Origin of the sequence: Rathayibacter sp. AY1D9 (assembly GCF_002932395.1) — a bacterium.
Taxonomy (GTDB): Bacteria; Actinomycetota; Actinomycetes; order Actinomycetales; family Microbacteriaceae; genus Rathayibacter.
This window is the reverse complement of the sequence record NZ_PSVQ01000048.1, coordinates 1-22,185: the sequence shown is the minus strand read 5'-3', so window position 1 is coordinate 22,185 and position 22,185 is coordinate 1. Positions and strand designations below refer to the sequence as shown.

Sequence of the window (22,185 nt, the reverse complement as noted above, 5' to 3'; positions counted from 1 at the left end):
AGGTCGCCGCCGGCGAGCGCGAGGCCACCCGCCGCGTCGTCCTCGTCAACGGCGACGGACGCGTGCTCGGAGCCACGACCGCCGAGCCCTCCCGCCCTTCACGCTGATCGAGGAGCCGGCTCCGCCGGCGTACCGAGATCCCCTGCACCGGACCCCCTCTGCCGCACCCACGCCCCTCCCCGTGCCCGCTCGACCGCGGAGCTCGCGATACTGTGAGCCCTCTCACCCCGGACCTCCAAGGAGACGCACATGTCGGTCGGCCTGCTCGCGGTTGTCGATGACATCCTCACCGCCGCCCTGAAGGCGAGCGCCAAGACGGCGGGCGTCGTGATCGACGACGCGGCCGTCACCCCGCAGTACGTGCAGGGCCTCACGCCCGCGCGGGAGCTGCCGGTGGTCGGGCGGATCGCGCTGGGGAGCCTGTTCAACAAGTTCGTCATCATCATCCCGCTGGCGCTGCTGCTCTCGGCGTTCGCGCCGCAGGTGCTGCCGTACCTGCTGATCCTCGGCGGCGCGTTCCTCTGCTTCGAGGGGGCGGAGAAGGTGCTCGAGTGGTTCGGCGTCTCGCACGGCGGCCACGAGACGGAGGCGCGCGACGAGAAGAAGCTCGTCTTCGGCGCCATCCGCACCGACCTCATCCTGAGCACCGAGATCATGCTGATCGCGCTCGACGGCCTCGACCCCGACTTCGGGATCTGGCCCACGCTCGGCGCGCTCCTGGTCGTCGGGCTCGGGATGACCGTGCTCGTCTACGGCGCCGTCGCGCTGCTCGTGAAGATCGACGACGTGGGCCTGCGCCTGATGAAGAACGCGGCCCGCGGCGTGCGGCGCACCGGGGCGAGGATCGTCGCGTCGATGCCGGTCGTGTTCCGCGCGATCAGCATCATCGGGACGCTCGCCATGCTCTGGGTCGGCGGGCACCTCGTCGTCGCGAACCTCGCCGAGACGGTGTGGCACGGTCCGTACGACCTCGTGCACGTCGTCACCCACGCGGTCGAGGGCGCGGGCCCCGTCGTCGTCTGGCTGGCCGACACCTTCGTCTCGATGATCTTCGGCCTCGTGCTGGGTCTGGTCATCGCGGCCGTCGTGATGCGCGTCTCGCGCCTGCGCACCCGCGACGAGGCGGCCGCGGGGCACTGAGCGGGGTCTCGATACGCCGCGTGCCGCGGCCGGTCGACCGGCATAGGGGTGCGCGGTCGCTCCGCCGGCGCGGAGGTGTGCGGCTGCCCGACCGGCACGGATCCGTGCTGATCGAGTAGCCCGCGCCGCGGGCGTATCGGGATCCCACGACGCGCCGCTCGCGCCGCGCCGCTCCGACGGCGAACGACGGACCGCCCCCGTCCCCGGAGGGGCGGAGGCGGTCCGTGTCGGAGGGGGCGTCAGCAGCTGCGGGCCGCGTACGCTCCCGTCGCCACCGAGGTGACCTGCTCACCATCGACCGTGCCCGTCGCGGTGACGGTGGCCTGGCCGGCCGGCAGCGAGGCCGCGCGCGTGGTGAACGCGGCGCTGCCGCTCGCGCCGGGCGCGACTCCGGTGACCTGCTTCGACCCGGAGGGCGTCGCGATGGTCATCGAGACCGGCACGCCGGACTCGTTCTTCGCCGCGACGGTGAGCGTCACCTTGCCGGCGATGCAGCGGGTGGTCGCCGTGACCGCGACCGCGAGGGCGGCGGGCGCCTTCAGGGTCACCGTCACCGTCGTGGTCGAGGTGACGGAGCCGTCGGCCGCGCGGACCGCGATGGTCGCGACTCCGCCGTTCGCCGTCGTCGGCTGGGTGATCCGCACGGTGGCCGCCGAGTCGGTCGCCACTGCTCCGATCACCGGCATCGCCGTGCCCTCGACGGTGACCGCGTAGGAGGTGCGGGCCGGGTCGAACCCGGCGATGCCGGCTCCTCCGACGCGCAGGGCGCCCAGGGTGGCGACCGCGGCGGGCGAGGCGACCGACTCGTAGAGCTTGGTCTCGGCCACGATCAGGTGCGTGTTGTCGTAGGCGTTCATCACGACGCGGAAGGCCTTGGCCGTGACAGGCGCGAACGACGCGACCAGGGTCGGAGCCGTTCCTCCGGCCGGCGACGCGAGCGCCACGGCCGACTCGTACCCGGGGACCGCGGTCCAGGTCGTGCTGTCAGCGGCCTGGTACTGCAGCTGGTAGGTCTGCGCCCAGCTGGTGCCGCCGTCGGCCAGGAACTGCACCGACACCTTCTCGACCTGGTGGGTCGAGGGGAAGGTGTAGGTCAGCGAGCTCTGCGCGGCCTTGGTGCCGTTGGTCCAGTTCGACCAGCCCTTGTCGCCGTCCACGCCGTTGCGGGTGCGCTCCGGTCCGTAGCCCGACTCCGACGACGACGCGGTCGCGACGATGCCGGCGTCCGGGTTGAAGTTGCGGAGCGTGCCCGTGGTGACGAGCACCGTGAGCGTGGCGGGGAGCGTCGCGCCGTCGGCGGTCGCCGTTCCCGAGACCGTCACCTGCCCGGCCTGGGCGAGGGAAGCGGTGGTGAGCGGCGTCCAGTCCCAGACGACCGGCACCGGGAAGGTGCTGGCCGAGGCGCCCACGCGGGCGGGGACCGTCGTCGGGGCCGAGGCCTTCACTCCGGCGACCGAGGCGCCCGCGGCGGCCGTGACCGACACGGGGTCGGTCGCGGTCAGTCCGCCGACGTCGACGAGCGCGGTGACCGTGATCGTCTGGCCGTAGAGGTCGGTCGCGGTGCCGGGCACCTCGACGCGGCCGGTCGCGCCGTACGCCGAGTCGGCGGGGCGCTGCCAGGTGACGGCGAGCGGTGCGCCGGCTCCCCAGGAGTACTGCGGGGTGATGCTCGCGGGCAGGGTCGGAGCGACGCCCGCGGTGGTGCGGACGGCGATCGTCTGGCCGGCGGTCGGGGCGAGGTCGCGGAGGGACCACGACTGGTTCGCTCCGCCGTTGGAGGTGTAGACGCCGACCGACGCGTTGTCGGCGCTGGAGCCGCCGTTCACGTCGAGCGACTGGGCGATCGACTCGTTGACGAGCGAGAAGTTCACGCCATCGGTGGTGTTGACGATCCAGCGGGTCGCGGCGGTCGTCTTCGCCGCGTCGACGGACAGCGAGCGCAGGTCGGTGCCGGCGGTCGTGGCTCCGAGCACGCGTCCGTCGCCGTTGACGAGGACGACGCGGCGGGTGGCCTCGCGCTCGCCGGCGGCGACCTCGCGGACCGTCCAGGTCTGCTTGGCGGCCGAGGCGGAGTCGGTGGCGAGGCCGGTGATCGTGGTCGCGGCGCCCGACGGGTTGCCGGTCAGGGCCTTGCCGCTCTGGGTGCCGACCAGCTGGTAGCGGTGGCCGTCGCGCAGGGCGGGGGCGGAGTCGGCGACTCCCGAGACTCCGTCGATCGAGAAGCTCGTGACCGACTTGGCGGGCACGGTGATCGTGGCGGTGCGCGAGATGCGGTCGACGCTCACCGGGGTCTTCGCGACGAGGGCGTTGCTCGTGGGAGCGGCGGCCGAGGAGGCCTTCGTGGTGACGTACGGGGTGACCGTGGCGGTGTCGGCGATGGTGCCGAAGCGGGAGAGGTCGAGCACGACGGTCTTCTCGGTCGCGGTGCTGTTGGTGTGCACGACGGTCGCGCCCGAGCCGTCGCCGCGGACGCTGGCGGTGGAGGAGCTGTCGTTGGAGGGCATCAGGTGGTCGCCCTCGTGGATGAACTTGGTGAAGTTCCGGATGGTGTTGAACTTCGAGTTCGTCTCGACGCCGCAGACCGGGGCCTTGGTGGAGTCGCCACCGGCGTCGGCGACGCGGCGGACCGACTTCCAGACCTCGGTCCCGTTCTCCTGGTACGGCTTGCAGTCCAGGTCGATGTAGACGGAGCCCCAGTTGAGGTTCTCGCCCTTGGGCTTGGGCTGCTGCATGTTGTAGTAGTCCTCGACGGGCTGCCAGAGCACCCACGCCTTCGGCTCGAGCTCGCGCAGGTCGTCGTTGATGCGACCGGCGATGCCGAGGCCGTTCTCCATGTTGGTGGGGTCGAAGCCGGTGACCCAGTTGCCCTCGATCTCACTCATCCACAGGTCGGTGTCGGCCTGCTTCGCGAGGTCGCGGACCTTGAGGCGGCCCGAGGTGCCGTAGGTGTGGACGTTCATCCGGTCGACCTCGGCGCGGATCGCGGCGGAGTAGGCGGCCCAGTTCGTGGCGAAGATGTCGGGGTTGGTCTCGTCCATCGCGGCGAGGCCGGCGTCGGTGGTCGAAGCGTCCAGCGCGGCGGTGACGTCGGGGATCAGACCCGCCTGGCGCGTCGGGCCGACGTGCATGCCCTCCTGGCGTCCGCCGGTCGGGACGCCGTTGGAGAGCTGGGTGCTCCAGTAGTTCGTGTTCGGCTCGTTGAAGGGGTCGAGCGTGTCGAACTCGATGCCGTACTCGTCCTCCATGTGCTCGGTGACCTTCACGAGATACTTCGCGAACTGCTCCTCGGCGGCGGGCTTCAGCTGCTCGCTGTTGCCGTCGAAGCCGCCCGTCACGTAGCCGCTCTCGGTCATGAAGTACGGGGCGGAGTTGGAGAACGCCTCCCAGTGCGAGATCTGCTTCTCCTCGGCGAGCCTCTCGACCCACCAGCGCTGCGTCTCGTCGGCGGTCCAGTCGTAGGAGGCGGGGTCGTCCGCGTTCCACTTCGCCAGGAGCGCATCGCGGTCGGCGAGCTTCGTGGAGGTGCCGCCGTAGGTCGACGCGTCGCCGGCCGGGTTCGGCTTCCACCAGCCCTCGACGGCGCCGCCCGGGCGGAGGTAGTCCTTCACGTCGGAGGCGTTGCCGCCGCCGATGTTGTAGCGGGCGATGTTGAGGTCGAGGCCGCTGTCGCCGAAGACCTTCTGGTAGAGGTCCTCGCGGAGGGCCTCGGGATAGCCGCCGGTCGCGTTCGCGAACCAGACGAGGCTGGTGCCCCAGCCCTCGAACGCCTCACCGGCGGCAGCGGGGTTCGGCGTGATGCGGAACGCGTCCGCGGCCTGAGCGGGGGCCGCTGCGGCGGGGATCGCCAGCAGTGCTCCTGTGGCCAGGGCGGCGCTCGTGGCGAGCGCGGCGACCCTTCTGAAGGACATCGACATTGATGCGGTCTCTCTTTCGCCATCGAAATGCGGGCATGTTCACGTGAACGCGCCCTGACGGCCGACTGTACATGTTCACGTCAACAATCGGAAGGTGCTCAGGGGTGGGCGAGGCCCGCAACGTCGAGAAGCCGGGAGTCGTCGCAGTCGGCGTCGAGTGCGACGACTCCTGGAGTGTCGTGGGCATGCGGAGGCGTGCGGCCGCGCGCCGCGACACCCCCGTGCTCAGACGCGGTGCGTCGTCTCCGGGAAGGCCTCGGGCTCGCACTGGATGGTCGCGTGGTCGATGCCGTGGCGCTCGCGGAGGACGGCGAGCACCCGCGAGAGCGCGGTGCGGTAGTCGGCGTCGGGGGCGACGACCACGTGGCCGGTGGCGCTCTCCATGCCCGAGGTGATCGTCCACACGTGCAGGTCGTGCAGCGCCAGCACGCCGGGGACGGCGCAGACGTCGCGCTCGAGTGCCGCGAGGTCGACGTGCGCGGGCGCCGACTCCATCAGGATCCCCAGCGCCTGCCGCGTGAGCGACCAGGTGCGGGGAAGGATCAGCAGCCCGATCAGCACGCCGACGATCGGATCCGCCCACGCCCAGCCGGTGGTGAGCAGCACGATCGCCGCGACGATCACGCCGATCGAGCCGAGCGCGTCGCCGAGCACCTCGAGGGAGGCTCCGCGGAGGGTGATGCTCTCCTTCGCCCCGGCCGACAGCAGGCGCAGGCTCACGAGGTTGACCGCCAGGCCCACGACGGCGGTGATCAGGAGGGGGCCGCCGGGCACCGCGGGCGGCTCGGCGAAGCGGCGGACGGCCTCGACGATCACGAACGCGGCGACCGCGAACAGGAGCAGTCCGTTGGCGAGGGCGGCCAGCACTTCGAGGCGGTAGGAGCCGTAGGTGCGGCCCTTCGCGGCGGGGCGGGCGGCGAGCGAGATCGCGGCGATCGACATCCCGAGCGCCAGCACATCGGTGCCCATGTGCGCGGCGTCCGAGAGCAGCGCGAGCGAGCCCGTCGCGACTCCGACCGCGAACTCGACGACCATGAACGCCGCGGTCAGCACGAAGGCGGTCACGAGCGGACGCCGGTGCCGTGCGGCGGCGGAGCCGATTGGAACGCCGTGAGAGTGGCCCATCGGCTCCTCCGATCCCCTGTTCGTATAAACAGTCTTGCATGCGTCCGGAGGCGAGCGCGAGGGCCCTCAGCCGACCAGCGGGTCCAGCGCCTCGCCGAGGTAGGGCGCCAGGGTCCGGGCGTACGACTCGGTGAGGTGCCCGAGGTCGCGGTACACCTTCACTCCGCCGATCACGAGGGGGCAGCCGCGGTCGTCGCAGAACCAGCGGGTGAGGTCGACGGCGGCGGCGCCCGGCCAGCCCTCGGCCGCGGCGGCCATCAGCTCGCGGTCGGCGAAGGCCTCGTCGAGCGGCACGCTGCAGTCGGCCGCGGAGCCCGGCTCCTCGGCGCAGGCCAGCAGGGAGAGCGAGGGCAGCACCGGATTGTCGCGGATCGCGACCACCGTGGATCCGCGGGCGATCAGCGGCGCCCACGACTCGTGGAACCCGTCGATGCCGGCCTGCTCGTCGGGGGTGCCGGACGCGTCGACGAACACGGACTTCTTCGCGGAGTAGGCGGTGACGACGAGCGCGTACGGCTCCTGGCCCGCGAGCTCCTCCTGCAGCTTCCCGTTCCAGACGTCGCAGGAGCGCCGGGAGGAGGCGGAGTCGTCGCGCCGCTCCGCGGTCGAGAAGACGCAGCCCGTCTTGTAGTAGGTGTGCAGGTCCCAGCCGCGCTCCTCCGCGACGCCGCGCAGCGCCGGGAAGAACGACGCCGCGTGCGAGTTGCCGATGAGCAGCACGCGGAGGCCGGCGGGATCGCCGAAGCGGCACTCCTTGAGCGCGGTGCCGGAGTTGCCCGTGCTGCACTCGTCGGTGTTCAGGGCGGAGCCGTCCTCCGAGGCGTCGACGGCGGGCAGGCTCGTGGTCCAGGAGTCAGGGCAGGCGTTCGCGAGCGCCGCGGCTCCGACGCAGCCCTCGGTCGAGACGGGGAGGGCGTGCGCGCGGGTGAGGTCGGCGGCGATCGCGGCGTCCGTTCCGGTGAGGCCCGTCGCTCCGACCAGGGCGGCGACGGCCAGCAGGGCCGCCGGGGCGAGCGCGCGGAGGCGGTGCGGGCGCTCGGCGGGGGCGCGGCGGTGGAGGGGGTCCTCGAGGAAGCGCTTCGAGGCAGCGGCCAGGAGGATCGCGGCGGCGATGACGCCCAGGCCCGCGAGGGCGGTCGGGTCCTCGCCGGTGCTCTCGCGCCAGAAGACCAGGAGTGGCCAGTGCCAGAGGTAGATCCCGTAGCTCAGGCCGCCCAGCCACACGAGCGGGCGCAGGGCCAGCAGTCGGCCGACGCCGCGCTCCGGGGCGGGGCCGGTCCCGGCGACGAGCACGAGCACCGCCGAGAGGGTCGGCCAGAGCGCGGCGGCGCCCGGGAACGCGCTCGAGACCTGGAGCACGAACCCGCAGGAGACGACTCCGATCAGCCCCAGCCACCCGGCGACCGTCCGCAGGGCCGCCGGAATCGCCAGTCCCGGGAGCACGAGGGCCGCGAGCGAGCCGAGCCCGAACTCCCACGAGCGGGCGAGGGTGCTGTAGTACGCGGTCGGCTGGTCGATCCCGACCAGCACGACGGAGAACGCGAACGAGAGGACGGTGAGCGCCGCGACGAGCGCCAGCAGGAACCGCGGCAGCTGCGCGCGTCGCCGCAGCAGCACGGCGGCGAGGGTCGCGACGAGCACCAGGGCGAGCCAGATCAGGTAGAACTGCCCCTGCACCGACATCGCCCAGAAGTTCTGCACCGGCGAGTGGAAGTCGTCCTGCGCGAGGTAGTCCACTCCGGCCCGCGCGAGCGCGACGTTCTCGACGTAGAAGGTCGAGGCGAGCACCTCGGTGAAGGTCTGCAGCAGCTGCGAGGGGCGCAGGAGGAGTGGAGCGAGCGCCGCGACGACGACCAGCACCACCGCGGCCGCCGGGAAGAGCCGCGAGGCGAGCCTCCGGAGGAAGGCGATCGGACGCACGCGCCCGAACCGCCGGATCTGGCCGAGGAGGGTCAGGGTGGTGAGGAACCCGGCGATCACGAAGAAGACGTCGACGCCTCCGGAGACGCGGCCCAGCCAGATGTGGAACGTCGCGACCAGGAGGGACGCGACGGCGCGCAGTCCCTCGATCTCGGGCCGGTAGCCGGACGCGTCGGCCTTGCGCACCAGCGCGGACCGGCCGGAGGCGGCGGTGCGGGCGGAGTGGCGGGGCAACAGGTTCCTTCCGTGACGGTCGGCGGGCGGTGGGGCGGGCGCCGTCGAGCGTCGGTGTCCAGGATCGCGCTCTCCCGCCCCCAGGGGAACCGTGTCCGGGGTGCTGTCCACCTGGTTGGGGGCTGCGGAGGCGAGGTGCGCGACAGGTGTCCGCCTACTCGGCTGTTCCGGGCCTTCTGAGTGCATCGAGAACTCGGAGGTCGCCGTTCTCGCGCGCGACCACGGCGACTTCTGCGGAGTCGACGGCGGGCGGGACCGAGGGTGGATCGAAGGCGGGTGGCGCGGATCGACTGGCGCGGATGGACGGGCTTAGGTGAGGTAAGGCTATGCTTACCCGGGCTCCGCGCCGCGCCCACGAACAAGGCCCGCGCACCGGGCCGACGACCGACGCCCACGAACCACGGGAGATCCATGTCCACGCACCGACGGCGCCCCGCCGCCCTCGCCCTCGCCGCCCTGACCCTGCTCGCCCTCACCGGCTGCGGCGCCTCCGAGCAGATCGAGCCCGAGAGCACGGCCGCCGCGGGGGAGGGCACGACTTCGTACCCGCTCATGCTGGACAACTGCGGCACCGCGACCACCGTCACCGCCCCTCCGCAGCGGGTCGTCTCCCTCGACCAGAACTCGACCGAGATCCTGCTGTCCCTCGGCCTCGAGGACCGGATGGTCGGCACGGCCTCCTGGACCGACCCCGTGCTCGAGACCCTCGCCTCCGCGAACGAGAGCGTGCCGCGCCTGGCCGACAACGCGCCCACCTACGAGGTGCTGCTCGGTGCCGACCCGGACTTCGTCACCGCCTCCTTCGGCCGGCACTACGCGCCCGAGGGCGTCGCCTCGCGCGACCGCCTCGCCGAGACGGGGATCGGCTCCTACCTCGCCCCCTCCGACTGCGACAACGGAGCGAGCGTCAACGGCGGGAGCGGCACGCGCACCGTCCCGCTGACCGTCGACGTCCTCTACCAGGAGATCCACGAGCTGGCCGAGGTCTTCGACGTGCAGCAGCGCGGCGACGCCCTGGTCGCGCAGCTGCAGGAGCGCGCCGCCGCCGCCACCGAGGGGGTCGACCTCGGCGGCCGGAGCGTCGCCTTCTGGTTCGCCGACACCAAGACGCCCTACATGGCCGGCGGCTACAACTTCGCCTCGATGCTCGGCACCACGACCGGCATGACCAACGTCTTCGCCGACCGCACGGAGGACTGGCCCGCCGTGGGCTGGGAGAGCGTCGTCGCGGCCGACCCGGACGTCCTGGTCCTCGGCGACCTGCAGCGCGACCGCTTCCCCGGCGACCGCCTCGACGACAAGACCGCGTTCCTCCGCTCCGACCCGCTGACCAGCAGCCTGCCCGCGGTGCAGGACGGCCGCTTCATCGCGCTCCACGGCGCCGAGATGAACCCGTCGATCCGCTTCGTCGACGGGCTCGAGAAGATCCGCGCCTGGTGGGACGAGAACGGGGCCTCGCTCTGAGCACGCACACGGGCACGGGCACGGGCACGGTCCTCGTCCGCCGGGTGCCGCGCGGTCTGGCCGCCGCGGCGCTGGTCGTCGGCGGGCTGCTCGCGCTGGCGCTCTCGGTCGGCGTCGCGGTGACGCTCGGCCCGGCCGACGTCTCGCTCGTGAACGTCCGCGACATCCTCCTCAACCACCTCGGGCTCGCCTCCGTCCCGGTGCGTGCGGCCGAGGACGCGATCGTCTGGCAGGAGCGCCTCCCGCGCGCACTCGTGGCCGCGGCCTGCGGGGCGGGGCTCGGCGTGTGCGGAGTGATCCTGCAGTCGCTGCTGCGCAATCCGCTCGCCGACCCGTTCGTGCTGGGCGTCTCCTCCGGAGCGTCCACGGGCGCGGTGCTCGTCGGCGTGCTCGGGGTCGGCGGAGGAGTGGTCGGGCTCTCCGGAGGCGCCTTCGTCGGCGCGCTGGTCGCCTTCGGCTTCGTGCTGCTGCTCACGCGGTTCTCGGCGGGCGGCACCTCGGGCGTGATCCTGGCGGGGGTGGCGAGCACGCAGCTGTTCTCGGCGCTGACCTCGCTGATCGTGTTCGCTCTCGCCGACTCGGACGAGACGCGCGGCGTGATGTTCTGGCTGCTCGGCTCCCTCGAGGGCATGCGCTGGGACGACGTGGCGCTGAGCGGAGGAGTCGTGCTGCTCGGCTCCGTGGTCTGCCTCGCCGCGGCGCGCACGCTCGACGCGTTCGCTTTCGGGGAGGACGTGGCCGCGTCGCTCGGCGTGCACGTGGGCCGCACCCGCCTCCTCCTGCTGGTGGTGACGGCCCTGCTGACGGCGACCCTGGTGAGCATCGCCGGCGCGATCGGCTTCGTGGGGCTGGTGCTGCCGCACGCCGCGCGACTCGTGTTCGGGCAGCGGCACTCAAGGGTGATCCCGGCGACGATCCTGCTCGGCGCGGTGTTCCTGGTGTGGGTCGACGCCGGATCGCGGGTGGCGTTCGCGCCGACTCCGCTGCCGGTGGGGGTCGGCACGGCACTCGTCGGCGTGCCGGTGTTCATGCTGCTGCTCCTGCGGCGGAGGGGCCGCTCGTGACGCTCGAGGCCGACCGGGTCTCGTGGCGCCGGGGCGGCCGCCTGGTGGTGGACGGGGTCTCGCTCCGCCCCGCTCCCGGCTCGACAGTGGGACTGCTCGGGCCCAACGGCTCGGGCAAATCGTCGCTGCTGCGGCTGCTGCAGGGCACCGCGGCTCCGGACGCCGGCGTCGTCACCCTCGACGGCGCGCCGCTCCGCTCGCTCCGCCGCCGCGAGGTCGCCCGGGCCGTGGCCACGGTGACGCAGCAGGCCGAGACGGAGGCGGACCTCCCCGTCCGCGACGTCGTCCGGCTGGGGCGGACACCGCACCGCTCCCTTCTGGGCGGAGACACGGCCGAGGACCTGCGCGCGATCGAGCGCGCCCTCGAGCAGGTGGGTCTCGAGGCGAAGGCCGACCACCTCTGGCACACCCTCTCGGGCGGCGAGCGGCAGCGCGCGCACATCGCCCGGGCGCTGGCGCAGGAGCCGCGCGAGCTGCTGCTGGACGAGCCGACCAACCACCTCGACATCCGCCATCAGCTGGAGCTGCTGGCCCTGGTGCGGGCGCTGCCGGTGACCACGGTCGTCGCGCTGCACGACCTCAACCTCGCGGCCCTCTTCTGCGACGCGCTGCTGGTGCTGCGCGAGGGGCGCGTGGTCGCGGGCGGCACCCCGGAGGAGGTGCTCACCCCGGCGCTGATCGCGGACGTCTACGGGGTGCGCGCCCGCGTGATCGTCGACGCCGGACGGCCGCACGTGCTGTTCGACTCCTGAATCCGCTGCCGCATCCTGACCCCACTGCCAGACGATCGTCGATCAGTCAACGGTCTCGTCCATAGTGAGGAGCGCGTTCTACCGTCGGTGAACCGGCTTCGAGACCTCACAGGAGAGGTCCCCCTCGCGCTGGGCGAGGTGCTCTCCTGACGGAGGGCGATGGACGTGCCGGTGACGACGAGGGGAGTCGAGAGATGTCCAGAGACGACGTGGCACCGGGGCGGTTCGCGCGGTTCGTGAAGTGGGTCAACAAGGCCGACGGCTGGGAGCCGCAGTACCTGCGCGGGCGGGTCGTGGCCAAGAAGGACGGCGAGTGGATCGTCGCGGTCGACGGCGAGGAGCGCCGGATCGTGAAGAAGGAGTGGAGCGTCTACCGCTGACCCTCGGGGAGGACTCGTGATGCTGCCCGACCGGCGCACTCCCGAGATCAGAGAGGCGCGTCCCGGAGTCTTCGTGCTCGAGCTGCGCCGCACCCGCCGCCGGCCCGCCGAGGAGCTGGGCGTCCTGATCCGCACGGGCACGACCTGGACGGTGCTGGGCCCCGAGGGCGTGCTCTCCGACGTGCCGAGCTTCCACGACGCCGTGGCAGCCCTGCGCGAGTAGCGAGGCACCACCGAGGTACCCGCGGCCCCGCTGAGTCGCCCGAGACGGTCGCCCGCTCCGGTGTGTCGACGACCGTCTCGGGCGCCTCAGCGCTGACGCGGAAGGGGACGGCGCGGCGGTGGTGCCGCCGAGGCGTGGGCCCGCCGCGCCTACAGCTGGCGGCCCGGCCGCTGCAGGCCCACGACGGTGACGGTGAGGGTCGCGGAGGTGCTCTGCGCGGCGGACGGCGCGGACTCCGAGAGGCGCACGGTCAGGCGGAGGTGGTCGGTCGCTCCGACGGAGAGGGCGGGGGAGCCGGGCAGGTCGAGGCGGGAGGCGGCGGGGCGGTCGGCCGACACGGTGGTGACGGTGCCGGGGCAGGTCGCGGCATCGGCCGACCAGGACAGCGAGCAGCGCTCGATCGCGAGCTGCAGGCCGTCCGAGAGGTCGGTGCCGGTGGCCGTCTGCAGTTGGAGGGCCGACATCGGCAGGGCCCCGGCGTTCGTCAGGTCGAGGAGGCGCCGGGCCGTGCCACCGGGGACGAGGCCAGCGACGGGGACCGGCACGGTCGTCGCTCCGGTGCCGGTGAACGTCGCGATGACGGTGCCGGAGGCTACCCGCGCGCTCACGGAGCCCCGGTCCAGGAGCACGGCGGTGGCGGTGGCGGCGGCGCCGAGGACGAGCGCGCCGGCGACGAGTCCCGCCAGGCCGGCGCGGGAGACCACGCGGCGGCGGACCTCGGGGGAGTGGCGCGGGGCTCCGCGGTCGCGGGAGGACGGCCGGGCGCTGTGCCGCCCGTGCTCAGCGGGCGGACGCAGGGGCTCTGGGGGCGGCGTGCCGTCCGACGAGCGGTGCGCGCCGCTCATGGGGCGACCTCCGCGGGGCGGCGCCAGATGGCGATCAGGAGCGCGCCCACGATGACCGCGCCGCCCGCGGCGAAGAGCGCGAACCGCGCCTCCGGGTGGGCGAGGCCGATGCTCGGCCAGCCCAGCAGCGGCACCACCGAGCTCTCGCGCCAGATCCGCTCGTCCGCGATCGTCACGATCCACGGGTCGGCCGACTCGTTGTTGTCGCCCTTGGTGGTGAGCGCCAGCTGGCCGGGCTCGCGGCCGCGGAGGGCCGCCGCCTCCTCCTCGGAGTAGACGAGGGTGACGCGGTGGATGACGCGGCGGCCCGGATCGTCCGGGTCGGTGAAGACGATCACGTCGCCGGCGCGGATCGCGGCCTGGTCGACGGGCAGGGTGACGGCGAGGGAGCCGACGGGCATCCCGGGCGCCATCGAGTTCGACAGCACCGGCACGAGCCGCACGAGACCGAGCGCGGAGAGGACGAAGACGGCGATGCCGGCGACGGCCACGATCGTGACCAGGCCGCCGAGGAGAGCGCGGAGGGCCTTCACGACTGCTCCCTCCGGTGACGACGGCGCGCCGCCGCGGCGAGCAGGGCGCCCGAGCCGAGGGCGAGCATCCCGCCCAGGAGCGCAGCGCCCAGGTCGCGGCCGGTGACGGCCAGCCCGCCGCCCGCCGCTCCGGGGAAGGAGCCGGGGCCGGGCGTCGCGGAGGGATCCTCCTCCGTCGTGCCCACGAGCACCCGCAGCGACGCCGCCGCGAGCTCGGTCCCGTTGCCGGCCGACTCCGGGAACAGGACGCGGACGCGCACGCCCACGGTGGCCCCGCGCTCGAGCGGACGGACACCGTCGAGCCGGCCGAGCGTCGCCGCGGGTCCGGATCCGAGCGGCATCGCGTCCTCCGGGCAGAGGTAGCGCTCGACCGTGCGCTCCCCGTCGACGACCTCGGCGACCGTGAACGCCGAGTCGCAGAGCTCGACGGACAGCTGGAGGCCGTCGCGCGGGTCCTGCGCCAGCGTCCCTCCGTCGACCGCGAAGGCCACGGAGACCCCCTGCGGCGACAGGCCGGTGCTGGTCACCTCGACCGCCCACTCGGCGCGGTCGCCCGGAGCGAGGTCGGTGAGGGATCCGGGCGCCGAGAGCTCGCGCACGTCGAGCACGCCGACGGGCTCGGCGCTCGCCGCGGGCGCGAGGAGCACCGCCGCGAGGACGGCGACGAGCGCACGGGCGTGGGGCATGGGGACGACTCCGGGAGGAAAGGGGGATGCCTCCGCCCCGCGCCGGTGGCGGCCGGGCAGGACGGAGGCGGTGGGGGACGGTCTACTTCTGGATGCCGGCGCGCTGGATCGCGGCGGCCGTGAAGGTGACCGTGGCGGAGGCGTTCTCGTACGCGTTGTCGGCCGCGGTCGGCAGGACGAGCTCGATCAGCGTGTTCAGCGTCACGTCACCGGCGTCCGAGGGGAAGGTCCCGGTCGTGGTGGGGGTGATGCCGAAGTTCGCCGGGGTGAAGTTCGCCGCGTTGGCGACTCCGCCGATGGTCGAGAGCTTGCCGGTGCCGGTGACGGTCTGCGTGCCCGCGCAGGTGTAGGGGCCGGCCTCCGCGGGAGCGGCGGCGGGGACCCAGGCGGTGGAGCAGGTCAGCAGGCGGTAGTCGAGGCCGTTCGTGCCGGTGACGAGGGACGCGCCCTGGCGGCCCGGGTCGGTGGCGTCCGTGCCGACGACGTCGTTGGTGACGTCCTGGTAGAAGCGCACCGACGAGACGAGGTCCCCGTCGTTGGTCGCGTTCGGCAGCACGAGGCTGATCGGGCGCTGGACGGTGTCGCCGGGCGCGATGTTCGCGACCGTGAACGCTCCGGTCACCGAGATGTCGGTCTGGCCGGCGTCGACGTTGCCGACGGCGGTCCCGGAGTCGGTGAACACGGCGAAGGCGCCGGCGCCGGCGAGGGCTCCCGCGGCGAGGAGGAGGCCGCCGGTGAGGGCGATCTTCTTCCAGGGGCTGCGACGGGTGGGTGCTGTGGTGGTCATGGCGACCGTTCCTTTCTGGTGGGTGGTGCCCGGTGCGGGCGTGGTCTCCCTCACGAGGACACGTGCAGGACGAGAGGGGTGTCGGCGGGGAGGCATCAGCAGCCTCCGGCGGTGGTGACGGCCGGCTGGGCGACGGCGGTCGAGGCGGCGGACGCGACTCCGAGCCAGCGCTGCAGGTCCGGGCGGACCCGCCACTGGTAGCTGCGGCCCTCACCGACCCGGTCGTCGGTGAAGCTCGTCGCGGAGGCGGCGGGTGCCGCGATCACGGTCCAGGGGCCGGGCGTCGTCCCCGCGAGGCGGCGCTCGAGGGTCCAGCCGGTCGCTCCAGCGGCGGCCGACCAGCTCACGAGGGTGCTCGGCCGACCGGCCGTGCAGCTCGCGACAGGCGTGGCGACCACGGAGGAGCTGGTCCAGGCGCCGAGCCCGACCGCTCCGCTCGTGCTGCCGGTGCCGGAGAAGCCGCGCCGGACGAGGGGAGCGGGATCGACCCACACCGTGATCGTGCCGCCCGCCGTGAGCGCGCCGTCCGTGACCGTGTACGCGATCGTCGCGCTCCCGGTCCAGCCGTCGGTCGCGGGCGTGTAGGTGCACGTGGATCCGGAGCAGGAGAAGGTGCCGCGCAGCCCGGCCGGGACGCTCGTGCCGGCCAGGGCGAGGGTCGTGCCCGGGTCCTCGTCGGTGTCGTTCGCGAGCGGAGCGACGGTGACGGCGGGGCCGCCGGTGGTCGCGACCACGCGGTCGGGTCGGGCGACCGGCGCGCGGTTCAGCGCGGTGACGGTGACCGTGACCCGCACGTTCCAGGTGCCGTACTGGCCCGAGAGGGAGTAGTCGAAGACGTCGGTGCCGACGAAGGCGGCGATCGGGCGGTAGGTGCACTGGCCGCGGGTCGCTCCGCTCGCGACGCAGGAGACGGACCCCTGCACGGGAGTGGCGGGGGCGGGGGTCGCCGCGCCTCCGATCGCCTTCGGGGTCGCCGAGAGCTGCGCGCGCGAAAAGGTCGCTCCGGTCGCGGCGGGCCCGTCGTTCGCGAGCACGTCGATCACGACCGATCCGCCCTGCACGACCGTCGCGGCGTCGGCCGCCGGATCGGGGATCACCGAGATGCTCACCGAGGCCGTGCGGGTGAAGGCCCCGCCGGTCGGGCCGGTCGCCGTCGCCGTGGCGGTGTTGGCGATCGTGCCGGCGGTGACGTCGGCGGCGGTGGTCGTGTAGGCGGCGGTCGCGGTGACGACCTGGCCGGGCAGCAGTCGTCCGGAAGTGCCCGGCCAGGAGTAGGTGAGAGCGGAGAGCCCGCTCTTGGGGTCGCTGATCGCGACCGCGGTGAGGGTGGTGGTGCCGGTGTTGGTCGCGCGGAAGGTGTAGGTCACCACGGTGCCGGCGGCGCTGATGAAGGCGGGGTTCGCGGTCTTGGCGAGCGCGAGGTCGTTCGTGCGGGTGATCGTCACCGTCCGCGAGGCGGTGGCCGTGACGGCGGCGCCCGTCGGAGGGGTGCCGGTCGCGGTGGCGGTGTTGAGGACCTGGCCCGCGTCGACGTCGGCCTGCGTGAGCGTGTACGAGGCGGTCGCCGTGACCGACTGGCCGATCTCGAGGCGCCCGGCGGTCCCCGGCCACGAGTAGGCGAGTGCGGAGAGACCGCTCTTGGGGTCGGTGACCGCGACGGCGCTCAGCCCGGTGTTGCCGGTGTTGGTGGCGGTGAAGCTGTAGGAGACGGTCGAGCCCACGGCGGCGCCGGTCGGGATCGTGCCGTTCTTCGTCAGCGAGATCGAGGGCGCGTAGCGGATCGGCGTGGTGGCCGTGGAGGTCGCGGTGGCCGTCACGGGCGAGGCTGCCAGCGTGCGCCCGCTGACCGTGGCGGTGTTGGTGACGGCCGTGCCCTTGTCGATGTCGGTCTGCAGCACCGTGTACGGCGCCGACGTGAAGGTCGCGCTCGCTCCGGGGGCGAGCTGCGTCGAGGCGGGCGTGATGCCGGTGACCTTCGGGTCGGCGACGGCGACCGTCTGCAGTGTGACGTTGCCGGAGTTGAGGGCGAGGAAGGAGTAGCGGATCTGCTCTCCGGCGTCGGCCTGGGCGTTGCCGTTCGTGTCGGTGAGCAGGGCGGTCTTGGTGAGGGTCAGAGCGGGAGCCGGGGCGGCGATGGGGGCGGTGACGGTGGCGGTCCTGCTGGTGACGGGGGTCGTCGTCACGACGTTCGAGATCGTCTCCGTCTTCGTCGCTGCAGCGGTCGCCGTGTTGACGAACGAGCCGGCCACCGCTTCGGCGGCCGTGACCGTATGGGATCCCGTGCAGATGGTGGAGGCGAGCGGGAGCAGGGTCGTCGTCGGACAGGAGATGCTCGCGGCCTTCGGGTCCGTGACGACGATGCCGGTGAGCGTGCCCCGGATAGATCCGTTCGTGACGACGAACTGGTAAGGGATGACGGATCCCTCGGCGTAGGCGACGGGCTGCGTGGTGGTGCGGTCGATCTGCTTGACCAGAGTGATGTCGTCGAGAGTGTTGATGGACGAGACGGAGACGTTGCGGACGAGGTGGGTGTCGTTCGATCCACCGGTGGACGCCGTGAAGCCGAGCTTGTAGGTCGAGGGCGCTGCGGTCGGCATCGTGAACTGCATCAGCTGATCGAGCTGCCCGGCGGGCAGACCCGCTGTCCCTCCCCAGTAGACCGTGACGACGGGAGTGGCGGCAGCCGAGACCATGATCCGTATCGTGCGCCCGTAGGACGCGGGCGGAGCGCCCGTCGATGTCGTGGCCGTCGTGCGGACCGACGTCAGCAGGGGAGGCGAGGCCGACTGGAGGAAGCAGTATCCGCTCTTGGCCTGCCCGGGTCCGCGCGCCACGATCTTGTTCGCCGTGAGGAGCGCCGACCCGGAGTTCGAGGGGCAGTCGGAGCCGAGGCCGAGGGTAGGCGCGGCGGGGGGCCTGGCCGAGAAGTTCCCGAAGGCGTCGATTCCGATCCCGAGGTAGCCGCCGTTCACCCCGTCGACGGTCGCCGACTGGCCGTAGCCGAGCGATCCGCCCGGAGCTCCCGCCGCGGTGAGGGACCTCGAGCCGTCGGTGAGGAAGAAGCCGATGCCGTCGGCCCCGGTCAGCGAGCTTCCGTACTGGTACTGGTCGAACTGGACGTCGATGCCGCCCGCGGCAGGAATGGGCCGGTTGAAGACCGCGCCGCCCTTGGCGTCGTTGCGGGCATCGGTGAGCTGGAGGAAGCCCGGACTCGTCGCGGCGACGGGGGCTTGAGTCCGGTTGGCGCAGACGCCGAGGTTCGAGGACCCGGCCGGGGGTGCGGTCGTCGCCCGGGTGATGCAGCCCCCGTCGAGCGCCTGCCAGGCCGAGTCCGCGACGCTGGTGCCGCCGAAGCCCTCCTGGAGCAGGACCGTGGCCGCCGCAGCTCTCGTCGCCGGCAGAACCACGAGGACGGCGGCGAGCAGGAGCAGGACGAGGCCGAGGGCGATCGAGCGGTCGTGGCTCGGCCGGGCATGCGCGTTCGACACGGATCGACCTCCCCCCGGGGCGCCTCGCCGGGCCTTCCGGATGGAGCGGGATCACGATAGGTCGCGGCTCGGAGGCGCCCTGTCCCCCTGAGACGGGACGTGGGCGGCGGACGACGGGCCCCCGATCCGGTGGGCACGCAGAAGGGGGAGAGCGAGCGCTGAACCAGCGCTCAGGTGGTGTCCAGAAAACGCGACCTATCCGGGGGTCCCCCGCGAGAGTGTTGACGTGCGCACGGCCCTCGCGCCGGGCTCAGGGCGGCCTGGATCCGTGCCGGCCCCGCGGGACCCCGGAGTTCCGCCACCGACACGATGCGGTTCCGCTCCCGTGGCGGGCATCTCCGGAGCAGTGGCGCGAGATAGCGCTCTCACCAGGACCTTCTCCGGATCGCTCCGCCGCTCGACGCCAGGTGGGAGCGCCGCCGCGGGTGTCCCTGAAGTGGGTCTGGTGGTCGCGCGGCGGACGCGGGAGGATGCATTCGCGCCTGCCCGCCCGCACGGTCCCCCGAAGGACCGCACCGCGCCCCCTCCACGGTGGTCCGATCCGGACCGCAGCACCCCCCCTCACACCTTCCGGTCAGGCTCCGCCGACCGAGCAGCCCTCTCCACGTCGGGATCCCATGTCCTCTCCTGCGCGCCACAGCCGCCGTCTCGTCCTCACCGGAGCCGCCCTCGGCGTCGGATCCGCCTTCGCCTACGCGATGACCGCGTCCGCGGCGCCCGACTACAGCGTGATCCCGCCGCTGCCCAACGAGCTCGGGCGCAGCGACACGGCGATCTCGCGCGTGGGGAAGAAGCCGTACCAGATCATCGACGTGATGATCGGCACCGACCGCGCGCGGCTCTTCGTCCCGCACACCGCGGTCCCCTCGCAGCGGATCGGCCGGGTCGTCTACTGGTACTACCACGCCAACGGGAGCACCTACGCGGCCCTGTCCGGCGCCTACCAGTACAGCGCCGACCAGGCCGTCGACAAGGGCGTCATCTCGATCTGCCCCAACTACGGCGGCAGCATCTACACGAACAAGCGGGCCGTCGCCATGCAGGTGGACGCGGTCGCCTGGTTCCAGAAGACGTGGCGGATCGGGGCGAGCTTCCTCCGCTCGAACTCCGGCGGTGGCGCACTGCTCTGCTGGGCGTACGGCAACAAGCTGGTCCCCGAGATCCGCGGCGCGTACCACGCGGCCGGCGTCTACGACATGGCCGACATGGCCCGGCGCGACCCGGGGCGCGTCCTGCCGGACTACGACAACGACCCCTCGACGATCCCGGCGACCGACCCCGCGCTGCTGCCGCAGGCCTCGTGGGCGGGGGCGCGGATCCGCACGACCGGCTCGACGGAGGACGTCCTCGTCCCGATCGCCGTGCACGGAGGGGCGTGGGTCGCGCTCGCGAAGCCCGTCGCGAAGGAGGCGGTGGTCCTCTACACGCCGACCGAGGGCGCTCCGAACGGCCACAACGTGCCGAGCCTGACGAACAAGGACATGCTCGACACGTTCGACCGCTGGCTCGCAGAGCAGCCGGTCGTTCCGCTGCCCGACGAGCCCGCCTCGTCGATCCCCGGCGAGGGCACCTACCAGAACTCCTCGCCGCTCATCACGACCGCGGGCACCTGGAGCACGATCTCCTCCTCCGCCGACAGCGGTGGGAGCATCAGCTACTCCAGCTCGGCCGGAGCGTCCGCGAGCTTCCGCTTCTCGGGCACGGGCGTCAGCTGGGTGAGCCGGATGACGGCGACCTCCGGCATCAACGAGGTGCTGCTCGACGGCGTCCTCGTCGCCACCGTCGACCGCTACAGCCCCACGACCCGCTCGGGTCAGACGGTCTGGACGAGCGGGCCGATCGCCGCCGGCACCCACACGGTCACGATCCGCCGCGGGACGACGCGCAACCCGGCGTCCACCGGATCCACGCTGATCCTCGACGCCTTCGTCGTGACCGCGGGGACCGTCTCCACGTCGACGCCCACCCCCACCGCGACGGCGTCTCCGACCAGCACGCCGACTCCGACCGAGACCCCGACGGCCACGTCCACGCCCACCCCGACCTCGACGCTGCCGGCGGCGGGGACGTACCAGAACGGAGCCGCCGTCATCGCGACGGTCGGCACCTGGGCGACGCTCTCGAGCACCGCCGACAGCGGCGGCAGCATCTCGTACTCCAGCACCTCCACGGCCTCGGCGACCCTCCGCTTCCGGGGCACGAAGGTCAGCTGGGTGAGCCGGATCACCCCGACCTCGGGCATCAACGAGGTCCTGATCGACGGCGTGCTCGTCGCCTCCGTCGACCGCTACAGCGCCACGAACCGCTCGGCCCGCACCGTGTTCACCAGCAGCACCCTCAGTGCCGGCGAGCACACCATCACCATCCGCCGCGGCAGCAAGCGCAACGCCGCCTCCACGGGCAACTCGCTGATCCTGGACGCCTTCGTCGTCGTGTGAGCCGCTCGGGCACCCGAGCCGCCCGCGTGATTCCGGACAGAGGACGCGGGCGGGCTCGGGTGGTCGGGTGTCCGGGGGCTCGTGGAGGAGGCCCTTGTCGCTGAGGCGCTCGCTGGGCGCCCACTGCGTCGAGTCGCCCGGGGATGCAGCTGTTTCAGCGTTCTCGGAACCGTCTCGGGCACCTCAGCGGGCCTCGCGCGAGGCGGCCCGTGCGAGCATGCGGGGATGAGAACGCTGATCCTCGGAGGCACGGGCTGGCTCGGCGGGCACCTCGCGGCGGAGGCGCTGCGGCGCGGCCACGACGTGACCTGCCTCGCGCGGGGGACGGCCGTGCCCGCGGGGGCGTCCCTCGTCCGGGCCGACCGCGACCGCGACGACGCTCTCGACGCCGTGGCTGCGGCATCGTGGGACGCGGTGATCGACGTCTCCTCGACCCCGCAGCACGTCCGCCGATCCGTCCGCGACCTGCGCTGCAGCGCCTACGTCCTCGTCTCGACCACGAGCGTCTACGCCGAGAACGCGGTCGTCGGCGCGGACGAGGACGCCGAGCTGCTCGCTCCCTCCGACGACCCCGCCTCGAACGGCGCCGCGAAGGCCGCCTGCGAGCAGGCCGTGCTGGCCGGATCCGCGCCGACCCTGATCGCGCGCGCCGGCCTGATCGGCGGCCCCGGCGACCCGACGAGCCGCTCCTCCTACTGGCCCTGGCGCTTCAGCACGCGGTCCGGCCCCGTGCTGGTGCCGGATGCGCCCGGACTGCCGACGTCCGTGGTCGACGTGCGGGACCTCGCCGCCTGGCTGGCGGCGTCCGCCGAGGCGCGGCTGGCGGGCGTGATGAACGTCTGCGGGACCCCCGTGCCGTTCGGCGAGCACCTCGCCGCGGCGCGGAGCGGATCGTCCGCCGAGCCGGTCGCCGTGCCGGAGGAGTGGCTGCTCGAGCGCGGCGTCGGCCAGTGGGCGGGCGCCGGCTCGCTCCCGCTGTGGATCGCGGACCCGGACTGGCGCGGCATGAACGCACGCTCGACGGCACGGGCGGAGGCCGCGGGCTTCGAGCGCCGCGAGCTCGCCGAGACGCTGCGGGACGCGGCGGCCGCGCACGTGCCGGGACGCGGCGCCGGGCTGGGGGAGGAGCGGGAGCGAGCCGGCGCCCGCCCACTGGCCGACGCCGCGCTCGAGCAGCCACTCCTCCGGCACG

Annotated in this window: 16 protein-coding genes; 8 read left to right on the top strand and 8 right to left on the bottom strand. The window is 73.2% G+C overall.

Annotation, left to right across the window (positions count from 1 at the left end; all coding sequences use genetic code 11):
• Positions 1-249 precede the first annotated feature (249 nt).
• Positions 250-1,140: a DUF808 domain-containing protein gene (locus C5C50_RS15205; RefSeq protein ID WP_104273827.1), complete on the top strand. Its 891-nt coding sequence runs from the start codon at positions 250-252 to the stop codon at positions 1,138-1,140.
• Positions 1,141-1,379: 239 nt separating this feature from the next.
• Here C5C50_RS15205 and C5C50_RS15200 read toward each other — a convergent pair whose 3' ends face one another.
• The 3 genes from C5C50_RS15200 to C5C50_RS15190 form a co-directional block, all read right to left on the bottom strand.
• Positions 1,380-5,048, bottom strand: coding sequence for a glycoside hydrolase (locus tag C5C50_RS15200; protein ID WP_181133951.1), 3,669 nt, complete (start codon positions 5,046-5,048; stop codon positions 1,380-1,382).
• 231 nt (positions 5,049-5,279) lie between these two features.
• A complete protein-coding gene (locus C5C50_RS15195) occupies positions 5,280-6,179 on the bottom strand; it encodes a cation diffusion facilitator family transporter (RefSeq protein WP_104260826.1) in 900 nt (299 codons plus the stop codon).
• Positions 6,180-6,245: 66 nt separating this feature from the next.
• The gene (locus C5C50_RS15190; RefSeq protein WP_181133950.1) at positions 6,246-8,333 is read right to left on the bottom strand and encodes an acyltransferase family protein; all 2,088 of its coding nucleotides are present in this window, start codon (positions 8,331-8,333) and stop codon (positions 6,246-6,248) included.
• A gap of 411 nt (positions 8,334-8,744) precedes the next feature.
• Between C5C50_RS15190 and C5C50_RS15185 the strand changes: the two genes are divergently transcribed.
• The 5 genes from C5C50_RS15185 to C5C50_RS15165 all read left to right on the top strand — a co-directional run bounded on the left by C5C50_RS15185 (position 8,745) and on the right by C5C50_RS15165 (position 12,216).
• Complete coding sequence (locus C5C50_RS15185) at positions 8,745-9,797, top strand: ABC transporter substrate-binding protein (protein WP_104248045.1); 1,053 nt, start codon at positions 8,745-8,747, stop codon at positions 9,795-9,797.
• Positions 9,770-10,861 carry a FecCD family ABC transporter permease gene (locus C5C50_RS15180; protein ID WP_374954508.1) on the top strand — a complete coding sequence of 364 codons (1,092 nt, stop codon included), beginning with the start codon at positions 9,770-9,772 and terminating at the stop codon, positions 10,859-10,861. The genes C5C50_RS15185 and C5C50_RS15180 overlap by 28 nt, the downstream gene beginning before the upstream one ends.
• Positions 10,858-11,613: an ABC transporter ATP-binding protein gene (locus C5C50_RS15175; RefSeq protein WP_104226361.1), complete on the top strand. Its 756-nt coding sequence runs from the start codon at positions 10,858-10,860 to the stop codon at positions 11,611-11,613. The genes C5C50_RS15180 and C5C50_RS15175 overlap by 4 nt, the downstream gene beginning before the upstream one ends.
• Positions 11,614-11,807: 194 nt before the next feature.
• Entirely contained in the window at positions 11,808-11,993 is a 186-nt protein-coding gene (locus C5C50_RS15170) for a hypothetical protein (RefSeq protein ID WP_104223398.1), read from the top strand.
• A 16-nt stretch (positions 11,994-12,009) separates the two neighbouring features.
• Positions 12,010-12,216, top strand: a complete 207-nt coding sequence (locus C5C50_RS15165) for a hypothetical protein (protein ID WP_104256374.1) — start codon at positions 12,010-12,012, stop codon at positions 12,214-12,216.
• Between the two features lie 149 nt (positions 12,217-12,365).
• Here C5C50_RS15165 and C5C50_RS15160 read toward each other — a convergent pair whose 3' ends face one another.
• The 5 genes from C5C50_RS15160 to C5C50_RS15140 all read right to left on the bottom strand — a co-directional run bounded on the left by C5C50_RS15160 (position 12,366) and on the right by C5C50_RS15140 (position 18,555).
• Entirely contained in the window at positions 12,366-13,061 is a 696-nt protein-coding gene (locus C5C50_RS15160) for a peptidase (protein ID WP_146085916.1), read from the bottom strand.
• A complete protein-coding gene (locus tag C5C50_RS15155; protein ID WP_104223395.1) occupies positions 13,058-13,594 on the bottom strand; it encodes a signal peptidase I in 537 nt (178 codons plus the stop codon). Before C5C50_RS15155 ends, C5C50_RS15160 begins: the two co-directional genes overlap by 4 nt.
• Positions 13,591-14,280 carry a hypothetical protein gene (locus tag C5C50_RS15150; protein WP_104273823.1) on the bottom strand — a complete coding sequence of 230 codons (690 nt, stop codon included), beginning with the start codon at positions 14,278-14,280 and terminating at the stop codon, positions 13,591-13,593. The genes C5C50_RS15155 and C5C50_RS15150 overlap by 4 nt, the downstream gene beginning before the upstream one ends.
• An 82-nt stretch (positions 14,281-14,362) precedes the next feature.
• The gene (locus C5C50_RS15145; RefSeq protein ID WP_104273822.1) at positions 14,363-15,067 is read right to left on the bottom strand and encodes a TasA family protein; all 705 of its coding nucleotides are present in this window, start codon (positions 15,065-15,067) and stop codon (positions 14,363-14,365) included.
• Positions 15,068-15,162: 95 nt separating this feature from the next.
• Positions 15,163-18,555 (bottom strand): Ig-like domain-containing protein, encoded by a 3,393-nt coding sequence (locus tag C5C50_RS15140; RefSeq protein ID WP_104273821.1) that lies wholly within the window; start codon positions 18,553-18,555, stop codon positions 15,163-15,165.
• Between the two features lie 617 nt (positions 18,556-19,172).
• Here C5C50_RS15140 and C5C50_RS17120 point away from each other — a divergent pair.
• Both C5C50_RS17120 and C5C50_RS15130 read left to right on the top strand, forming a co-directional pair.
• Positions 19,173-20,993, top strand: coding sequence for a hypothetical protein (locus C5C50_RS17120; RefSeq protein ID WP_181133949.1), 1,821 nt, complete (start codon positions 19,173-19,175; stop codon positions 20,991-20,993).
• Positions 20,994-21,218: 225 nt separating this feature from the next.
• Positions 21,219-22,185: NAD-dependent epimerase/dehydratase family protein (locus C5C50_RS15130; protein WP_104273820.1), on the top strand; the 967-nt coding region annotated here is incomplete at its 3' end.

Excerpts from the sequence above, each read along its gene's own strand:
- C5C50_RS15205 (WP_104273827.1), top strand. The coding sequence starts at position 250 with ATGTCGGTCGGCCTGCTCGCGGTTGTCGATGACATCCTCACCGCCGCC.
- C5C50_RS15200 (WP_181133951.1), bottom strand. The coding sequence starts at position 5,048 with ATGTCCTTCAGAAGGGTCGCCGCGCTCGCCACGAGCGCCGCCCTGGCC.
- C5C50_RS15195 (WP_104260826.1), bottom strand. The coding sequence starts at position 6,179 with ATGGGCCACTCTCACGGCGTTCCAATCGGCTCCGCCGCCGCACGGCAC.
- C5C50_RS15185 (WP_104248045.1), top strand. The coding sequence starts at position 8,745 with ATGTCCACGCACCGACGGCGCCCCGCCGCCCTCGCCCTCGCCGCCCTG.
- C5C50_RS15170 (WP_104223398.1), top strand. The coding sequence starts at position 11,808 with ATGTCCAGAGACGACGTGGCACCGGGGCGGTTCGCGCGGTTCGTGAAG.
- C5C50_RS15160 (WP_146085916.1), bottom strand. The coding sequence starts at position 13,061 with ATGAGCGGCGCGCACCGCTCGTCGGACGGCACGCCGCCCCCAGAGCCC.
- C5C50_RS15150 (WP_104273823.1), bottom strand. The coding sequence starts at position 14,280 with ATGCCCCACGCCCGTGCGCTCGTCGCCGTCCTCGCGGCGGTGCTCCTC.
- C5C50_RS15145 (WP_104273822.1), bottom strand. The coding sequence starts at position 15,067 with ATGACCACCACAGCACCCACCCGTCGCAGCCCCTGGAAGAAGATCGCC.
- C5C50_RS17120 (WP_181133949.1), top strand. The coding sequence starts at position 19,173 with ATGTCCTCTCCTGCGCGCCACAGCCGCCGTCTCGTCCTCACCGGAGCC.